This window comes from Pseudomonas entomophila (assembly GCF_013523125.1).
Taxonomy (GTDB): Bacteria; Pseudomonadota; Gammaproteobacteria; order Pseudomonadales; family Pseudomonadaceae; genus Aquipseudomonas; species Aquipseudomonas entomophila_B.
On sequence record NZ_JAAMQJ010000005.1, the window covers coordinates 90,809 to 106,067 of the forward strand.

The following is a 15,259-nucleotide window of genomic DNA, read 5'->3' on the forward strand; positions in this document are numbered from 1 at the left end:
GGGCCGTAGCGGGACGCGGGGCCGGCGGCCTGAGCTTTCAAGGTCTACGGGATATCATATTATGGTATTCCAAACTTTTCGCAAGCCTTGTTGGCGACCGGCCATCATTCGGGGGGGCGGTCGTCGACAGGCCGGCAGCTCAGGCGAAAGGAATGCTCTGTACGACTTCCAGTTCATAGCCGGCCAATCCCGCGTACTTGAGCGGCGGGCCCAGGTGACGCAGCTTGCCGACGCCCAGGTCCTGCAGGATCTGCGCACCGGTGCCCACTTCGGAATAGGTCGGTACCTGGCCGCGGCGATAGGGGCGAGGTGGCTGGGTCAGGTGCGGCACGCGTTCGAGCAGCGCTTGCGATGATTCGTGGTTGGCCAGCACCACCACCACCCCGGCGCCCTCGGCCGCTACCCGCTCCAGCGCTGCCCACAGTGTCCAGTTCGCCGGCCTGGCGTACTCGGCGCCGACCAGGTCGCGCAGCGGGTCGATGGCGTGCACGCGCACCAGGGTCGGCTGGTCGCGACGGATTTCACCCATCACCATGGCCATGTGCACGCCGCCTTCGATACGGTCCTCGTAGGTCACCAGGCGGAAGGTGCCATGTACGGTCGGCAGCTCGCGTTCGCCGATGCGTTCGATGGTGTGCTCGGTGCTCAGGCGGTGGTGGATCAGGTCGGCGATGGTGCCAATCTTGATGCCGTGGTGCGCGGCGAACACGTCCAGGTCCGGGCGGCGTGCCATGCTGCCGTCGTCGTTGAGCACCTCGACGATGACCGACGCCGGGCTGAAGCCGGCCAGGCGCGCCAGGTCGCAGCCCGCCTCGGTGTGTCCGGCGCGGGTCAGCACGCCGCCTTCGCGAGCGCGCAGCGGAAAGATGTGCCCAGGCTGCACCAGGTCTTCGGGGCGCGCATCGGGGGCTATCGCGGCGGCCACGGTACGCGCCCGGTCGGCGGCGGAGATCCCGGTGGTGACGCCCTGCGCCGCTTCGATGGACACGGTGAAGGCCGTGCTGAACGCGCTGCCGTTGCTGGGCACCATTTGTTCCAGGCCCAGCCGCTGGCAATGTTCGTCGGTCAGGGTCAGGCAGATCAGCCCGCGGGCTTCGCGCGCCATGAAATTGATCACCGAGGCGTCGCAGCGCTCGGCGGCGATCAGTAAGTCACCTTCGTTCTCGCGGTCTTCATCATCCACCAGCAGGACCATCTTGCCCTGTCGGTAGTCGTCGAGCAGCTCTTCGATGCGGTTGAAAGCCATGGGCACGCTCACCTGTCACGGGGTTGTTTTTGTGGTATACCATCATACACAAATACACGCCTACAGGAGCGTCACCCATGAAGGCCTACTGGATCGCCCACGTCGATGTGACCGACCCACAGCAATACCAACAGTACACCCAGCGCGCCCCGGCTGCCTTTGCCGCCTATGGCGGACGTTTCATGGCCCGCGGTGGGCGCAGCGAAGCGCTGGAGGGCCGACCGACGCCCCAGCGCAGCGTGGTGATCGAGTTCGACAGCTACGAGCAAGCCGTGGCGTGCTACCGCTCCGAGGCCTATCAGGAGGCCTGCCGGCATCGCCAGGGGGTGGCCAAGGCCGAGGTGATCATCGTCGAAGGTTTCACGCCCTGATCGCCGGCTGCCTGTAGGCGCGGCCCCCGTGCCGCGATTGGGCCCGCAGGGCCCACAGAACCCACTACTCGGTGTGCCATGCCAGCACTGTCCATGGGCCCTGCGCGCCCAATCGCGGCCGGTCCGGCGCCCCGGCAGGGGCCGTTCACAAGGGAATGCGCCTGTCCGGGGGAATGGGACGGAGCAGATCGCCCGCCACATCGACGTCCTGCACGATCCCCGCGTCGTTCACCTGCACAGACACACAGGCCTGGGCATGCCTGGCGATCACGGCCTTGCCACCCTGGTCGCCGGTCAGCGTGGCCAGGGCTGGCCAGAACTGCCGGCCGAAGATGACCGGCTGCCCGCGCTCGCCGGCGTACCAGGGCAGCACGATGCGCGACACGTCGGCATGGCTGCACAGCTCGCGCAAGGTGGTCTGGGCGATCCAGGGCATGTCGCCCAGCAGGATCGCCACGCTGTCAGCCTCCGACACCGCCAGCACATGCCCGATGCCCGCTGCCAGGCTGGCACCCATGCCCTGGTCGGCCTGCCGGCTGCGAATGACCGGGACGTCGTCGGGCACGCCCAGCGCCGGGGCATCGTCCTCTTCGCGCAGCACGACCCACAGTTCCTCGAAAGCCGCGCCCGCACGGGCCAGCGTGGTAGCCAACAGCGTCTGCGCGCCGTCCAACGTTGCCCGACGCTTGTCGGCACCGAAACGACGCCCGAACCCGGCAGCCAGGACCAGCCCGGCGCAACCGCCGGTTCGGGGGATGATTTGCTCTGAACACATGGCCAAACGCTCCGGTCGTATCTGGAAGATGCAGCTGACTGCACATTCGCCTATCCACCGTGAGACTGTTTCCCATGAGCGAGTTCAATCCGGCGTCGCACGCCGCTTCACCGGGCCAGGCGATCAGCCTGACCATCAATGGCCAGGCCCACCACCTGCAGGTGCAACCCTGGATCACGCTACTGGACCTGCTGCGCGACCAGCTGGACCTGGTCGGCAGCAAGAAAGGCTGTGACCACGGCCAGTGCGGCGCATGCACGGTGTTGCGCAACGGCAAACGAGTCAACGCCTGCCTGACCCTGGCGGTGATGTGTGACGGCGACCAGCTGACCACCATCGAAGGGCTGGCCGACGGCGACCAGTTGCATCCGCTGCAAGAAGCGTTCATCCGCCACGACGCCTTCCAGTGCGGCTACTGCACGCCTGGGCAGATCTGCTCGGCCCTGGGCCTGGCCCACGAAGGCAAGGTCCGCACGCGCGCCGAGATCCAGGAGCACATGAGCGGCAACCTGTGCCGCTGCGGCGCCTACAGCAACATCATCGATGCCGTCGCCGAGGCCTTGCCGTTGATCCACGGAGGGCGCGCCTCATGATCCCGTTCGCTTACGAGAAACCCACCAGCATCGAGCACGCGGTCCGCTTGGCGGACGCCAACAGCCGCTACATCGCCGGTGGCACCAACCTAGTCGACCTGATGAAGGAAAACGTCGAGCGCCCCGAGCGACTGGTCGACATCAACGGCCTGGACGCGCTGCGCGGCGTACGTGAGACCGCCGCAGGCGGCGTTTGGGTCGGCGCGCTGGAAAGCAACGCCGACCTGGCCTGGCACCCCCTGATCGAGCAACGCTACCCGCTGCTGTCCCAGGCGATCCTGGCGGGTGCCTCACCCCAGCTGCGCAACATGGCCAGCACCGGCGGCAACCTGCTGCAGCGCACCCGTTGCTACTACTTCTACGACACCGCCGTGCCGTGCAACAAGCGCGAGCCCGGCACCGGTTGCCCGGCCCGCGACGGTCTGAATCGTGCCCATGCCATCCTCGGCGCCAGCGAAGCCTGCGTGGCCGTGCACCCGTCCGACATGTGTGTGGCCCTGGCAGCCTTGGAGGCCGTCGTCCATGTCCAGGGTCCCGAAGGCGAGCGGCAGATCGCCTTCGCCGACTTCCATCGCCTGCCTGGCGATACGCCGCAGTACGACAATCACCTGAAGACAGGTGAGCTGATCACCGGCATCGAGCTGCCGCCGGTGGCCTTCGGCGGGCACGTCAGCTACGTCAAGGTACGCGACCGCGCGTCCTACGCGTTCGCATTGATCGCCGTGGCCGCTGCCGTGCAAGTAAAGGATGGCATGCTCGAGGACGTCCGCGTGGCCCTGGGCGGCGTGGCCCACAAGCCCTGGCGCCAAGCGGCGGCGGAAAGCGCCGTGTGCGGTCAGCCTGCTACTGCGCAGACCTACGCGGCCCTGGCCGATCAGGTGCTGGCCGGTGCCCAGCCGCTGTCGCAGAACGCCTTCAAGACCGGACTGGCTCGCCGCGCCATCGTCCGCGCACTGACCACCGCTGCCCAGGGGAGCGCCCAATGAAACCTGTCGAACTGGCCTGCGGCCGCCCGATGGACCGTGTCGATGGTCCTGCGAAAGTCACCGGCACGGCCCGGTATGCCGCCGAATTCCCACAGCAGGGGCTGCTCTATGGCAGCGTCGTCTCCAGCCATGTGGCCCGGGGCCGCGTCAAACACATCGACTGCGAAGCCGCCTTGAAGGTACCGGGCGTGATCGACGTGCTGCACCACCGTAACCGGCCCCGTCTGGCCGGCGAGGACGAGCAGTACAGCGATGACGACGCCGCCGACGGCTCGCCGTTCCGTCCGCTGTACAACAGCCGTGTGCTCTACAGTGGCCAACCGCTGGCGCTGGTGGTCGCCGAGAGCCTGGAGCTGGCGCGGTACGCCGGTTCGCTGATCCGTCTCGAGATCGACGCCGAGGCGCACGAGACGGACCTGCTCTCGGCGCTGGAACGCGCCCATGACGCGCCGGCCGAGCTGCCCAAGGCCCGCGGTCATTTCGAGCAGGCCTACGCCAGTGCACCGTTCAAAGTGGATGCCACCTATACCACCCCCATCGAACACCACAACCCGATGGAGCCTCATGCCTCCACGGTGATCTACAAACCTGACGGCAGCCTGGAGGTGCACGACAAGACCCAGGGCACGCAGAACTGCCGCACTTACCTGCATACGGTGTTCGGCATTCCCGAGGATAAGCTGCGGGTACTGGCCGCCTACGTGGGCGGTGCTTTCGGCTCCGGGTTGCGACCACAGTACCAGCTGCCCCTGGCCGTGATGGCGGCGTTGCAGCTCAAGCGCTCGGTACGCGTCGTGTTGACGCGTCAGCAGATGTTCACCTTCGGTTACCGTCCCCGCACACAGCAGCGTCTGCGTTTGGCGGCCGATGCCCAGGGCCACCTGCAGGCCATCTCCCACGACGCCGTCGGGCAGACCTCGCGCTTCGAAGACTTCTCCGAGCACGTCGTGGAGTGGAGCGGCATGCTCTACCGTTGCGACAACGTGCGTTTCGGCTACAAGCTGGCACCCCTGGACGTCTACACCCCGCTGGACATGCGCGCACCGGGCGCCGCCCTGGGGCTGATCGGCCTGGAGTGCGCCATGGACGAGCTGGCCACTGCGGTCGGCATGGACCCGGTCGCGCTGCGGACCATCAACTTCACCGACACCAACGCCAACGAGGGCAAGCCATACACCAGCAAGGCCTTGCTGGACTGCTATCGCCAGGGGGCCGAGGCCTTTGGCTGGGACCAGCGTGATCCACGTCCGGCCAGCCGCGTCGAGAACGGCCAGCGCATCGGCTGGGGCATGGCTGGCGGCGTGTGGGAAGCCATGCAGATGAAAGCCAGCGCCAAAGCGTGCCTGGACCTGGACGGCCACCTGACGGTCAGCAGCGCCACCACCGACATCGGCACCGGCACCTACACCGTGATGACCCAGATCGCTGCCGACGCCATGGGCCTGGCGCCGGAGCAGGTCACCTTCAAGCTGGGCGATTCCTCATTGCCGACCGCGCCCCTGCAGGGCGGGTCGTTCACCGTCTCGTCGGTCGGTTCGGCGGTGCGCCAGGTGTGCGAAGTGCTGCGCGCCAAGCTCATCCAGGCGGTGCGCGACCAGCATCCGGAACTGGACGGATTCGGTGTCGAGGCGTTCGTCATCGACGGCCCGCAGGTGTGCGTGGGCGAGCATCGCTTCGCCTTGACCGAAGTCCTTCGCCAGATGCCGGAAGACGCCCGCGAGGCACTGATCGACAGCGAGCCTAGTGCACGCCGCGAAGGCTTCTCCACGGCGAGCCATTCGGCAGTCTTCGTCGAAGTGCAGATCGATGAAGACCTCGGCACGATCCGCGTCACACGGGTGGTCAGCGCCATCGCCGCCGGACGGGTGATCAACCCCAAGACCGCGCGCAGCCAGATCCTGGGCGGCGTGGTATGGGGCCTGGGCATGGCCTTGCAGGAAGAGACGCACACCGACCACGCGCTGGGCCGGTACATGAACCACAACCTGGCCGAGTACCATATCCCGGTGAATGCCGACATTGGCGAGATCGAGGTGATCTTCGTCGATGAACCGGACGAGATCGTCAACGCGCTGGGGTCCAAGGGGGTTGGTGAAATCGGCATCGTTGGTGTCGCTGCTGCAGTGGCCAACGCCATCTGTCATGCAACCGGCAAGCGGTTGCGCGACTTCCCGCTGACCCTGGACAAGGTGCTGGAAGGGTAGTCGCGAACCCGCGGGGCGCTCGGCAGGTCATCGCCGCTGCGCCCGCTCTTCAGAACTGGTAGGCCACCCCTGCGCTGGCATACCACGAACGCCCCGGCGCCGCCTCGTAGTAGCGGCCATTGCCGTCACCCACGATCACCGACCCGACGTACTGACGGTCCAACAGGTTGTCCAGGCGCACCGTCTGATGGAAGGCCCAGGGGCCGACCTGCTGATCCAGCCTCATCCGGCCGTTGAACACCGTGTAGCCTGGCGCTGCGCGCTCGGTGTTGCTGTCCTCGACGAAGACCCGGCTGCGGTACTGGCCTTCCATCCCCAGGCTCACGCCCGACCTCGGCTTCCAGACCAGTTCGCCGAACAGGCTGCTGCGCGGTACGCCAGGCAGCCGGTTGCCGCGCTCGATCCGGCTGCTGCCGGTGAGCACGTCGTCCTGGTAGGTGGCCTGCAACAGGGTATAGGCCAGGTGCGCCTGCCACTGTGCAGTCACATCGCTCTGCACGCTGAGTTCCAGACCCCGGCGCAGGGTCTTGCCGGCGTTCTGGTAGCTGGTACGACCCTCCTGCGCGCTGTCGACCACGACCTCGTCCTGGGTTCGGATCTCGAACAGCGCCGCGTTGATCCGTGTGGCCGCGCCCAGCCGCGCCTTGAGCCCGGCTTCGTATTGCAGGCTGGTGGCTGGCTGCAGATCGAAGTTGAAGCCTTCGACTTGGCCGGGTGCATAGGCCATCTCCGCCTGGGTCGGCGTCTCGAAGGCCGAACCGACGCTGAGGTAGCCGTGCAAGTCCGGCGTGAAGGCATACAGCACCGACAGCGAGGGCGTCGCCCGCTGGTAGCGGCGCGAGCCGCTGGCATCGCCATTGGCCAGGTAGTGATCGGCCACGTCCATGTCCAGGCTGCTGTAGCGAACCCCGGCTTCCAGCGTCCAGCGCTGCCAGTCCCAATGGGCTTGCAGGTACGGGTCGAGGCGGGTGGCGGTGTCCACCTCGTCGCGGCGCAGCGCGCCCTTGAGGCCCAGGGTGGTGCCGACGAAGTTCTGGTAGCCGCGGCGGTCGTCCTGACTGCGGTCGTAGTCCAGGCCGGCGGTGACGGTCAGGGCGCCAGGCGCCGTCGTGATCGGCTGGATCCAGCGCAGCGTGCCGCCGTGGTAGGCCCGGTCGAAGTCCACCACGCCACCGCCACGTCGGTTGGCCGCCGCGGTCGGGGGGATCGACAGGTACTGGACCACCTGGCGCTGGCCGCTGTACAGGTTGACCTGCACGGTGGCGTCGCCGATGTAGCGCTCGTAGTTGAGGCCCACTTGCCGTTGGTCGATGCTCTTGCGCGTGTCGTAGCGACGCGCAGGGTCGGCGACCGAACGTGGATCGCGTCGGTAGCCGGCCCAGCTCTGCCCCAGGGGGTCCTGGGTACCGTGCTGTTCGAGGCTGCTGAAGATCAGCGCCACGCGGCTGTCGGCATCCGGCTTGAAATGCGTCTTGGCGAAGGTCTGGTCACGGCGTGCGGCACTGTGGTCACGGTAGCCGTCGGTGTCCATGCGCGAAGCGTCGAGCAGGAACCCAGCCTGCTCGCTGCCGCCTTCGGCCTGCACGTGCTGCTTGGCGAACCCGTCGCTGCCGATCAAGGTCTCGGCACCGAGGGTGCCGGGGCCTGTACCGTCGCGGGAGAACATCTGGATCACGCCGCCAGCGTTGCTGCCGTACAGGGTCGAGGCCGGACCGCGCAGGACTTCGATGCGCTCGGCCACATCCAGGTTGAGCGACGAGGCTTGCCCTTGGCCATCAGGGGTGCTGGCCGGGATACCGTCGCTGATCAGCTTCAGTCCGCGAATGCCGAAGGCCGAACGCGCGCCGTAGCCGCGCGAGGAGATCTGCAGGTCCTGGGCGTAGTTCTGCCGGTTCTGCACCACCAGTCCCGGTACACGCGCCAGGGCTTCGGACAGGTTGACGCCCAGTTGCCCGTCGGCGAACTGGGCGCGCTCCACGGTATCGACCGAGAACGGCAGGTCGAAACTGCCGGCCGGCGCGGCACTGCCGGTCACCACCAGCGGTTCCAGTTCGCTGACCGGTGCTGCCTGGGCCTGGAGGCAGCTCGCCAGGCTGCACAGCAGCAGGGAAGACCAGGGCAGGGGGCTGGACGGGACTGCACGGAGAGGCGCTACGGCCAATGCAGGTGCACTCAACCCTTGGCCGCCATGGCCGTGACTTCGACGCGCATGCCCGGTACGGCCAGCGCGGCGACACCCACGGCCGCACGGACTGGCCAGGGCTTCTTGAAGAATCGCTGGTAGACCTCGTTGAAGGCGGCGCGGTCGGCCATGTCGGTGAGGTAGATGGTCAGGTGCAGCACGCGGCCCAGCGAGCTGCCAGCCCCTTCCAGGGCGTCCTTCAACGCTTGCAGGGTGCACTCGCTCTGGGCGGTGATGCTGCCCAGCTCGAGGCTGCCGTCGGCGCGTGTCGGGATCTGGGTGGTCACCAGCAGGTCGCCGAAGCCGGCCACGTCGGAGGAAATGGATTCAGGGTCGGCATCGGGCTTGAACGTGAGGTTGGCCATGGGCATTCCTTGTGCGTGGGGTAGAAAAGGACAGCGCAGCCTACGCGAGCGCAAGGATGGGGTCGAGCAGGGAAGCATGGCCCTTCGCCAGAGAGGGCGCTGGCGGGGTGGGCCGGGCGAGACGAGCGCGGCCACCCGCTGAGCCCATGAGCTGTCTGGCGCTTACTGGCCGTAGGTGCCCACCAGGGTCTGCGCCCCCAGTGCATGGCCCTTGAGTGCCTTCATCAAGCCCTCCCGGTCCAGGCCGGAAGGTAGCTGTGTTGGCGGCAGGTCGGTGGCGATCAGCGTCAGCACGTAGTGGTGCGGGTTGTCGTCCTGGGGTGGGCACGGGCCTTTGTAGGTTTCGGCGCCGGTGGAGTTGCGGCCGACGGTCAACCAGCTCGAGCGAAACCGCGCCGCGCCGGCATCCAGCTTGCGCATGTTTGCGTCGATGTTGTACGCCACCCAGTGGACGACCCCCAGGCCCTTGTTGCCGTCGGGGTCGACCATCACCAAGGCGACCGAGCGTGTGCCCTCGGGCAGGTCGTACCAGCGGACGGAGGGCGACCAGTCCTTGCCGCCGTCGCCGCACGACGGCCCCCTGCCCACCAACTCCAGGGGCAGCGCCTTGCCGCTGTCGAACGAATCGGACTTGATGTTCAGCGAATCGGCATGAACGAGAGGGCTGATAGCGAGGGTCAAGGCGATCACACATGACTGCAGGAGTGGTTTCATGAAGGCGACATCTCCGATGACGATCGTAGGGCGGACAGGCTGCACGTGCCTGCCCCCGTTTCTCATACGGTAGACAGTTTTCGTGCCGTCCGCCGTCCGTCCTAGGATATTCGTCGCCCCTGAAGAACCCAGCGCTGGAGAAGACCTCAGGTCAACTGACGAGGTCGGCGTTCTCCCGACGCGTCTCGCGCTCGGACCCCTGCGCCTCTGCAGGTGCTGCCGGTTCGTCAGCACTGGCAGGCTCGCTGTGCTCCATGGCCGCGTGCATCAGGTCTTCGGTCACCCGCAATTCGGCACCGGTGAACGAGGAGGTGGTCGCTGGCGTGAACGGCGACGAGGCCGCAGGGGCGGGGCGCTCGGTACGGCGCCAGAGGAAGAACGCGACCATCGCGGCATTGATCGCCGCGAAAGCCCAGAACAACCCGGCCTCGCCGACACGGTTCATGACCGAGGAGATCGCCAGCGGGCTCATCGCCGAGCCCAGCGAGTTGATCAGCAGCAGGCCCTGGATCATCGGCACCAGCTCTTCGGCCGGGGCGCGGTCAGCCGCGTGGCTCACAGCCACCGGATAGATCGCGAAGATGCCCCCGCCGAGCAGGAACAGCGCGCCCATCAGCAGCTTGGGGGAGGGCGGCATCACCAGGATCGCCAGCGACAGCACCAGGCACAGGCTGCCCAGGGCGATCAGCACGGTCTGCCGGTCACGGCGGTCGGACCAGCGACCGACCGGGTATTGCAGCACCATCGCGCCGAGAATGGCGCTGGCCATCATGTGGCCGACTTCGGTGATGTCCAGGCCGATGCGTTGCAGGTACAGCGGCAGCAGGGTATACACCGCCGCGATGGCCACGCCCGAGCCGAAGCAGCCGATCAGCCCGGTCGGGGTGACACTCAGCAGTTGGCGTGGCTTGAGCGGTTCGACCTTCTCCAGCAGGGGCGAGGCGCGCGGCAGGATCACGATCGGCACCACCGAGAGCGAGGCCAGCATGGCCGCGACCATGAACGGCGCGGTGTCGCCCCAGCCGGCCAGGGCGCCCAGCTTGGCCTGGCCGAGCATGCCCGAGCCATACAGCGCGATCATGTACAGCGCCAGCAGGCGCCCGCGCACCTTGGGCGCCGCGGCCAGCAGCAGCCAGCTTTCGATCACCAGGAACACGCCGACCGTGGCCCAGCCGCCGATCAGGCGCAGCGCAGCCCAGGCCCAGGGGTCGTAGAACAGGCTTTGCAGCAGGATGGTCACGGCGATCAGCGAGGCGAAGCTGCTGTAGGCGCGGATGTGCCCGATGCGCAGGATCAGCCGGTCGTTGAACAGGGCGCCCAACGTCAGGCCGACGAAATAGGCCGACGAGACGATACCGATCATGGTGGCCGACTCACCGGCCGCGTCCAGGCGCAGGGTGGTCAGGGACGACAGGAAGCCATAGCCGAGACCGACGATGAACAACCCGAGCAGCGGTGCCAGCGCCATCGCCAGCAGGTGCGGAGACATACAGACCTCAAATGAAATAGACAAGACAGACGCCTGTCCAGAAGCGCCCGGTGTCTTCAGGACGAAGACCGAGAGGAGGCCATTCAAGGCTGCGGATAGCCGCTGGAAAGGTGCGCGGATTCTAGGCCAGATCGCGCCTGTAAGGGGATGGGGCAGAGGGTGTTTTTCGCACGATCATGGTGCGACCGGATGCCGCAGGTAGCGTCTTGTCATGTCCTGGGCGCGAATCGGTTGCCGAGGCAGGCGACCACGCCCTAGGATGATCGGTTTCCAGGAAGAGACTCTGCCATGCTGGCTTCGCTGATCGCCATCCTCTCGCCCGTGTTCATCGTCGCTGGCCTCGGCTTCGCCTGGATCCGCAGCGGTGCCGACTACCCCACGGCATTCGTCGCCCGGCTGGTGATGAACATCGGTACGCCCTGCCTGGTGCTGTCCACCCTCAGCCGCACGCACCTCGACCCCCAGGCCTTCACCAGCATGGCGCTGGCGTGCACCGCAGGGTTGGCGATCATGGGTGGGGTCGGCTGGGCGATCAGCCGCCTGACCGGGCAGCACTGGCGGGTGCTGGTGCCGGCTTTCATGTTCCCGAACACCGGCAACATGGGCTTGCCGATCAGCCTGTATGCCTTCGGCGATCCAGGGCTGGCCCTGGCCGTGGCGTTCTTTCTCACCTTGTCGACCTTCCAGTTCACCCTGGGCATCGTGCTGTCGGGCGGGGTCGCCTCGTTCAAGTCGCTGGTGCGTAACCCTATCGTGATCAGCCTGGTGCTGGCGTTGCCGGTGATTTTTTTCGACCTGCACCTGCCGCGCTGGCTGGCCAACACCGTCGACCTGCTCGGCGGCATGACCATCCCGCTGATGCTGCTGACCCTGGGCGTGTCCCTGGCCAGCCTGCGTCTGCGCCAGGTCGGTAGTGGGCTGCTGCTGGGCGGGTTGCGGATCGTGCTGGGCGCGGCGGTGGGTTGGGGCGTCGGGCAGGCCTTGGCGCTGCCACCGATCGAGCAGGCCGTCCTGGTGATGCAGTCGGCGATGCCCGTGGCGGTGTTCAACTACCTGCTGGCGATTCGCGCCAACCAGTCACCCGAGCAGGTCGCCAACCTGGTGATGTGTTCCACCGCCTTGTCGTTCGTCCTGCTGCCGCTGATCCTGGTCTGGCTGCTGTAGGCCTGCCGCCTTACCAGCAGCCGCCATGCCGTGCCCAGGGCCGGCTTTGCGGCGAGAACCCTTCGAAGAAGCGTTGCGCACGCTGCCGCGGCAGGTCGGCCAGGGTAGGCGGATTCCAGTGGGGCGTGCGGTCCTTGTCCACCAGCAGGGCGCGCACGCCCTCGAGCGCATCGCCTTGTTCGAACCACTGCTCGATCAGGTGCAGCTCCAGCGCGAAGCAGGTCTCCAGCGACAGCTCGCGTCCGTAGCGGATCAGTTCGAGCGCGACCGCCATGGCCGACGGCGAGCAGGCCTCCAGCCGGCGGGCGGTTTTCAGCGCCCATTCATGGCTGTCGCCGATGCTCACTGCACGCAGTTGCTCGAGGATGCTCGGCATGTCGGGCAGGCCGAAATAGTGGTCGATCACAGGACGCAGGCCCTTGAGCGGTGCATCGGGCAGGATCTGGGTGCCGAAGCGCGCCAGCACGCCTTGCAGATCCTTGAGTGGCACTGACCCGAAGGTCAGGCGATCCAGACGGTCATCCAGTGCGGCCAGCTTGCGGCTGTCCAGATACCAATCGGCCAGCCCGCAGAACAGTGCGTCGGCCGCGCCGATGGTGTGACCGCTGACCGCCAGGTAAGTCCCCAGCTCGCCGGGCAGGCGTGACAGGAAGTAGCTCGAGCCAGCATCCGGGAAGCCGCCAAGGGTCACTTCCGGCATGCCGATCTGGCTGCGCTCGGTGACGATGCGCAGGTCGGCCGTCTGGGCCAGGGCCATGCCGGCGCCCAGGGTATAACCGTCCATGAGCACCACCACCGGCTTGCGGTAGCGGTGGATGGCCAGGTCCAGGGCATATTCTTCGCGGAAGAAGTCGCGGTGCACGCTGTCGCCGGCCGTGTAGCTGTCGCAGAGCATGCGCAGGTCGCCACCGGCGCAGAAACCCTTGCTGCCGGCGCCGCGCAACATCACGGCGATGATGTGGGGGTCGTCCGCCCAGGTGTCGAGCTGGCGCCGCAGGGTGCGCACCATGCTCAGGGTCAGGGCGTTGAGCCCTTGGGGGCGGTTGAAGGTGAGGTGTCCGATGCCATTGCGGACTTCGATCGATACATTGCCTGCATGCAGCGCAGAAACGGCAGCGCTCATTGTTGTCTCCCTGTCGTCTGGTCACGTTCCTTCGGCGAGACGGCCAGCGCACACTGTACGTAGCCACTCAAGAGGTCAGACAACAGCAGGCAAACGAATGCTTAGTCGAGGACTGCATTGACGACGCACAAGGTACCTATCGCGTACCGGCAAGCCTTGCAGGTACGCGAGGTCAGGTGGCGAGCCGTCGGCAGAAGGCTTGCGTCCATGGCCATGCCAAAATAGCCTGTGCCAGGCAGTTCGATCTGCCCTTGTACCCCAAAAGTGAGGTCAGGCGCGCCTTCGTGCGTAAGACAGGTCAGGTAGGTGGTGCCCTCCACATCACCTAACAACAAGACACGACCATCGTCGAGAAAGACCGCGTCATGGACGATCAGTGGCTGTGTGCTTGCCTTCTTCGAACGGTGGGCGCTTGGCGCTTCGATCGCAATCTCGAAGGACGCGATCGGTCTGCCAGAGTCGGCCTCGAAACAAGCCAGGTACGTGGTCGCACTGCGAACACTCAGCCCATCAGACTCGGTCTCTTGGTAAATCACTTTGATCGTTTCGCCTACCCGTGCGGCCCGGGGCAGATTCAAGGGCGAAACACCTTTCGTCGAAGCGCGTTCGCGTGCGTCCCGCAAGCGCCCGGCAATAGAAGACGTCGAGGTAGGCGAAGGCTGGGCCGGGGAGGCCTTGGTATGGGGCACGAATTGAATGCCGTTGTCTCCAAACCCCGGTTTGGCCGTCAGTTTCGACGTGTAGCGCCCTACAGCGAGGCTTGAATAAATGCTGTTCCCTTCCACTGTAATCGGTAGCGCCAGCGCCAGCATGTCTCCCTCATGCGCCGTACCGAGATTAACCAGCTCGATGAAGTCAGTCAGGCCGAAGGTCGAAACTGGCAACATTGCTAGTTCCAGCGCCTCTGGAAAGCTTTATCAGCGCGCCATGCGCCCACTGACGAAATGCGCGACATCGTTGAAACCAGGGGTGGAGGCATGCCCCGGCGTGACCAGCGAATCGATGAACGCCTCGTCGTCGTCCGTGAGGGTCACGTCCAGTGCCCCGGCATAGGTGTCCCACTGTGCCTCGGTCCGTGGCCCGACGATGGCCGAGCTGACCAGGCGATTGTTCAGCACCCAGGCAATGGCGAATTCGACGATACCCACGCCCTTGGCCTCGACATGGGCCTGGATGCGCTGGGCGATGGACAACGATTCCTGGCGCCATTCGACCTCAAGAATGCGCTTGTCCTGACGGCCTGCACGGCTACCGGCGTCGGGCGTGCTGCCAGGCGCGTACTTGCCGCTCAGCACGCCACGGGCCAGGGGACTGAACGGGACGATGCCCAGCCCATGAAACGCGGCGGCGGTGAACTGCTCCGGCTCGGCCTGGCGATTGACGATGTTGTACAAGGGCTGGCTGACCACGGGCTTTTCCACGCCCAGGCGCTCGGCCACGTGACACAGTTCGGCGATCCGCCAGCCGCGGAAGTTGGAGACGCCCCAGTAACGGATCTTGCCTTGGCGCAGCAGATCGCCCATGGCGCGCACGGTTTCCTCCAAGGGCACCTGATGATCCTCGCGGTGCAGGTAGTAGAGGTCCAGGTAGTCGGTGCCCATGCGCGACAGCGTGGCCTCGAGGGCATTGAACACATGCTTGCGCGACAGGCCGCTGGCATTGGGACGGTCCGCCGCGCCATAGCCGACCTTGGAGGCGACCACCCAGTCCTGGCGTCGGCGTGCTACCGCACGGCCCACGATCCCCTCGGAGCGGCCGCCGTTGTAGACGTCGGCCGTGTCGATGCTGTTCACACCCTGGTCCCAGGCCTTGTCGATGATGCGCACTGCCTCCTCGTCCGAGGTCTGTTCGCCGAACATCATGCTGCCCAAGGTCAGGGCGGACACCTGCAGGCCACTGTGGCCCAATGCGCGGTAGATCATGTGGAAGGTCCTTTTCGGGGGGAAGTGGTGAGTGGCAAGCTGCAAGCTGCAAGCGGTCTGCCATGAATGGAACCAAGCGTAACAGCTCACGCCGCGCGCGTGCCGTCTCGATGAACAAGGACGCG

General features: G+C 66.4%; 14 protein-coding genes. 5 read left to right on the forward strand and 9 right to left on the reverse strand.

Annotated elements, in window-relative coordinates; genetic code table 11:
• Positions 1-139 precede the first annotated feature (139 nt).
• Complete coding sequence (gene ribBA / locus G7007_RS04880; RefSeq protein WP_181099477.1) at positions 140-1,246, reverse strand: bifunctional 3,4-dihydroxy-2-butanone-4-phosphate synthase/GTP cyclohydrolase II; 1,107 nt, start codon at positions 1,244-1,246, stop codon at positions 140-142.
• 77 nt (positions 1,247-1,323) lie between these two features.
• On the opposite strand from ribBA, the gene G7007_RS04885 reads away from it, so the two are divergent.
• A complete protein-coding gene (locus G7007_RS04885) occupies positions 1,324-1,617 on the forward strand; it encodes a DUF1330 domain-containing protein (RefSeq protein ID WP_181099479.1) in 294 nt (97 codons plus the stop codon).
• Positions 1,618-1,762: 145 nt separating this feature from the next.
• Here the strand turns inward: G7007_RS04885 and G7007_RS04890 are convergent, their stop codons facing one another.
• Positions 1,763-2,392 (reverse strand): nucleotidyltransferase family protein, encoded by a 630-nt coding sequence (locus G7007_RS04890; RefSeq protein WP_181099481.1) that lies wholly within the window; start codon positions 2,390-2,392, stop codon positions 1,763-1,765.
• A gap of 74 nt (positions 2,393-2,466) precedes the next feature.
• On the opposite strand from G7007_RS04890, the gene G7007_RS04895 reads away from it, so the two are divergent.
• Genes G7007_RS04895 through G7007_RS04905 form a run of 3 tightly spaced genes read left to right on the forward strand, consistent with a single transcriptional unit; the run spans position 2,467 to position 6,175 of the window.
• A complete protein-coding gene (locus tag G7007_RS04895) occupies positions 2,467-2,985 on the forward strand; it encodes a (2Fe-2S)-binding protein (RefSeq protein ID WP_181099482.1) in 519 nt (172 codons plus the stop codon).
• A complete protein-coding gene (locus tag G7007_RS04900; protein ID WP_181099484.1) occupies positions 2,982-3,971 on the forward strand; it encodes an FAD binding domain-containing protein in 990 nt (329 codons plus the stop codon). Before G7007_RS04895 ends, G7007_RS04900 begins: the two co-directional genes overlap by 4 nt.
• Positions 3,968-6,175 carry a xanthine dehydrogenase family protein molybdopterin-binding subunit gene (locus tag G7007_RS04905; protein WP_181099486.1) on the forward strand — a complete coding sequence of 736 codons (2,208 nt, stop codon included), beginning with the start codon at positions 3,968-3,970 and terminating at the stop codon, positions 6,173-6,175. The genes G7007_RS04900 and G7007_RS04905 overlap by 4 nt, the downstream gene beginning before the upstream one ends.
• A gap of 49 nt (positions 6,176-6,224) precedes the next feature.
• Here the strand turns inward: G7007_RS04905 and G7007_RS04910 are convergent, their stop codons facing one another.
• The 4 genes from G7007_RS04910 to G7007_RS04925 all read right to left on the reverse strand — a co-directional run bounded on the left by G7007_RS04910 (position 6,225) and on the right by G7007_RS04925 (position 10,925).
• Positions 6,225-8,282: a TonB-dependent receptor family protein gene (locus G7007_RS04910; protein WP_258198481.1), complete on the reverse strand. Its 2,058-nt coding sequence runs from the start codon at positions 8,280-8,282 to the stop codon at positions 6,225-6,227.
• Between the two features lie 65 nt (positions 8,283-8,347).
• On the reverse strand, positions 8,348-8,722 hold the full coding sequence (locus tag G7007_RS04915; RefSeq protein ID WP_375139477.1) for a RidA family protein: 375 nt from the start codon (positions 8,720-8,722) through the stop codon (positions 8,348-8,350).
• 162 nt (positions 8,723-8,884) lie between these two features.
• Entirely contained in the window at positions 8,885-9,436 is a 552-nt protein-coding gene (locus G7007_RS04920) for a YbhB/YbcL family Raf kinase inhibitor-like protein (RefSeq protein WP_181099490.1), read from the reverse strand.
• Between the two features lie 151 nt (positions 9,437-9,587).
• Positions 9,588-10,925 (reverse strand): MFS transporter, encoded by a 1,338-nt coding sequence (locus tag G7007_RS04925; protein WP_181099492.1) that lies wholly within the window; start codon positions 10,923-10,925, stop codon positions 9,588-9,590.
• A gap of 288 nt (positions 10,926-11,213) precedes the next feature.
• Here G7007_RS04925 and G7007_RS04930 point away from each other — a divergent pair, with 288 nt between their 5' ends.
• A complete protein-coding gene (locus G7007_RS04930) occupies positions 11,214-12,089 on the forward strand; it encodes an AEC family transporter (protein WP_181099494.1) in 876 nt (291 codons plus the stop codon).
• A 10-nt stretch (positions 12,090-12,099) separates the two neighbouring features.
• Here G7007_RS04930 and G7007_RS04935 read toward each other — a convergent pair whose 3' ends face one another.
• From G7007_RS04935 to G7007_RS04945, 3 genes are all read right to left on the reverse strand, one after another.
• A complete protein-coding gene (locus G7007_RS04935; protein ID WP_181099496.1) occupies positions 12,100-13,212 on the reverse strand; it encodes an enoyl-CoA hydratase/isomerase family protein in 1,113 nt (370 codons plus the stop codon).
• 101 nt (positions 13,213-13,313) lie between these two features.
• A complete protein-coding gene (locus G7007_RS04940; RefSeq protein WP_181099498.1) occupies positions 13,314-14,099 on the reverse strand; it encodes a hypothetical protein in 786 nt (261 codons plus the stop codon).
• Between the two features lie 30 nt (positions 14,100-14,129).
• The gene (locus G7007_RS04945; protein ID WP_181099500.1) at positions 14,130-15,134 is read right to left on the reverse strand and encodes an aldo/keto reductase; all 1,005 of its coding nucleotides are present in this window, start codon (positions 15,132-15,134) and stop codon (positions 14,130-14,132) included.
• Positions 15,135-15,259 lie beyond the last annotated feature (125 nt).